Here is an 883-nt window from a genome sequence, read left to right as displayed (position 1 = left end):
CTTTAACCGTTTGGCATGGTTATAAGCTAGGAGAAAGGCTTGTAGATGTTGGTTCAATTCATCTGTCGTCTGATAGTGGTAGCGATACACGGTGGCTTCTTTAATCGTACGGTTCATCCGCTCAACTTGACCATTAGTCCAAGGATGGGCAGGCTTGGTAAGCCGGTGCTCAATTCCATGCTCCATGCAGACACGGTCAAAAATATGGCGAATGGATTGGGGTTGATGAGCCATGTCACTAAACTGAATGCCATTGTCAGTCAGTAGCTTATGAATAGGGAAAGTAAGCCAGCACTCGTCGGAGAAAGTCAGCGGCTAGTAGTTTAGTAGCCCTTGGGTAGAGTTGAGCAAAGACTAACTTGCTGGTGCGATCAATAGCTACAAACAGGTAGGACTTACCCTGCTGGGTATGGACTTCAGCAAAATCAATGTGCACATAGCCAATCGGGTAGTCTTTAAACTTGTTTTTGTGAACTTGTTTCTTGTCTGGAAGCGGTAAACGGCTGATCCCGTGTCGTTGAAAACATCGATGCAGAGCTGAGCGTGAAAGCTGCGGTATGGTAGCTTGCAGAGCATACAGGCAGTCATCGAGGGGAAGCAGGGTTTGCTGGCGAAATGCTACGGCAATGGCTTCTTGTTGAGGAGTAAGCACCCTCGAAGCGGGCTTAGGCCCCATGGGGGCATCAGTTAGTGTAGTACGTTTGTGCCATTTAGCTACTGTTTTGGGATTGATACAATGTCGCCTGGCTAAGGTCGATAGACTTTCCTGGCTGGCTTGGATAGCTGCTCGTACTAGCGCCGTTGTGCGGGCGCTGCCGTGAAGTAGTTGTCCCATAAATTATCATGAAATTTGTGAGGTGAAGGTACACCATCACACTCTGGG

1 pseudogene is annotated in these 883 nt (G+C 48.4%); it reads right to left on the bottom strand.

Features of this window, described 5'->3' with window-relative positions:
* Window positions 1-835, bottom strand: a pseudogene (locus ACFSUS_RS29055) (IS481 family transposase); the annotation flags it as partial.
* Between the last annotated feature and the right edge of the window lie 48 nt (window positions 836-883).

Source organism: Spirosoma soli (assembly GCF_042684525.1).
Lineage (GTDB): Bacteria > Bacteroidota > Bacteroidia > Cytophagales > Spirosomataceae > Spirosoma > Spirosoma soli.
Note: the sequence above shows the minus strand (reverse complement) of the source record. Positions and strands in the feature narration are given on the sequence as shown.